The organism is Vibrio sp. 10N.222.46.A1, from assembly GCF_041473595.1.
Lineage (GTDB): Bacteria > Pseudomonadota > Gammaproteobacteria > Enterobacterales > Vibrionaceae > Vibrio > Vibrio tasmaniensis_A.
Map to the genome: position 1 here is coordinate 1 of NZ_JBFRSN010001872.1, position 265 is coordinate 265.

Genomic DNA, 265 nt, shown 5'->3' on the forward strand with positions numbered 1-265 from the left:
TCGTTAGGCAGCCCTGAAATATCTATTATTCTAATGTCTTTTTCATCTTCAACAGGAACCCCGACAAGCTGGTTTAAAACCTTGTGAAGTCTAATTTCATCTTGTTCACCTTCCCAACATTGCAGCATGAAAGAGAGTCGCTTATCTCTTCGGAGAACTCTCACCTTATCTAAGACTGATGGAATACGAGCTTTCCCTAAATCTGTAGGTGGCAATGTCTCAAGGGTTTTAGTACCTTTTTTAAAGCGCCCTCCTTGTATGAATC

At 40.8% G+C, this 265-nt stretch carries 1 pseudogene; it reads right to left on the reverse strand.

Annotated elements, in window-relative coordinates:
* A pseudogene (locus tag AB4496_RS29710) lies at positions 1-265 on the reverse strand (hypothetical protein); the annotation flags it as partial.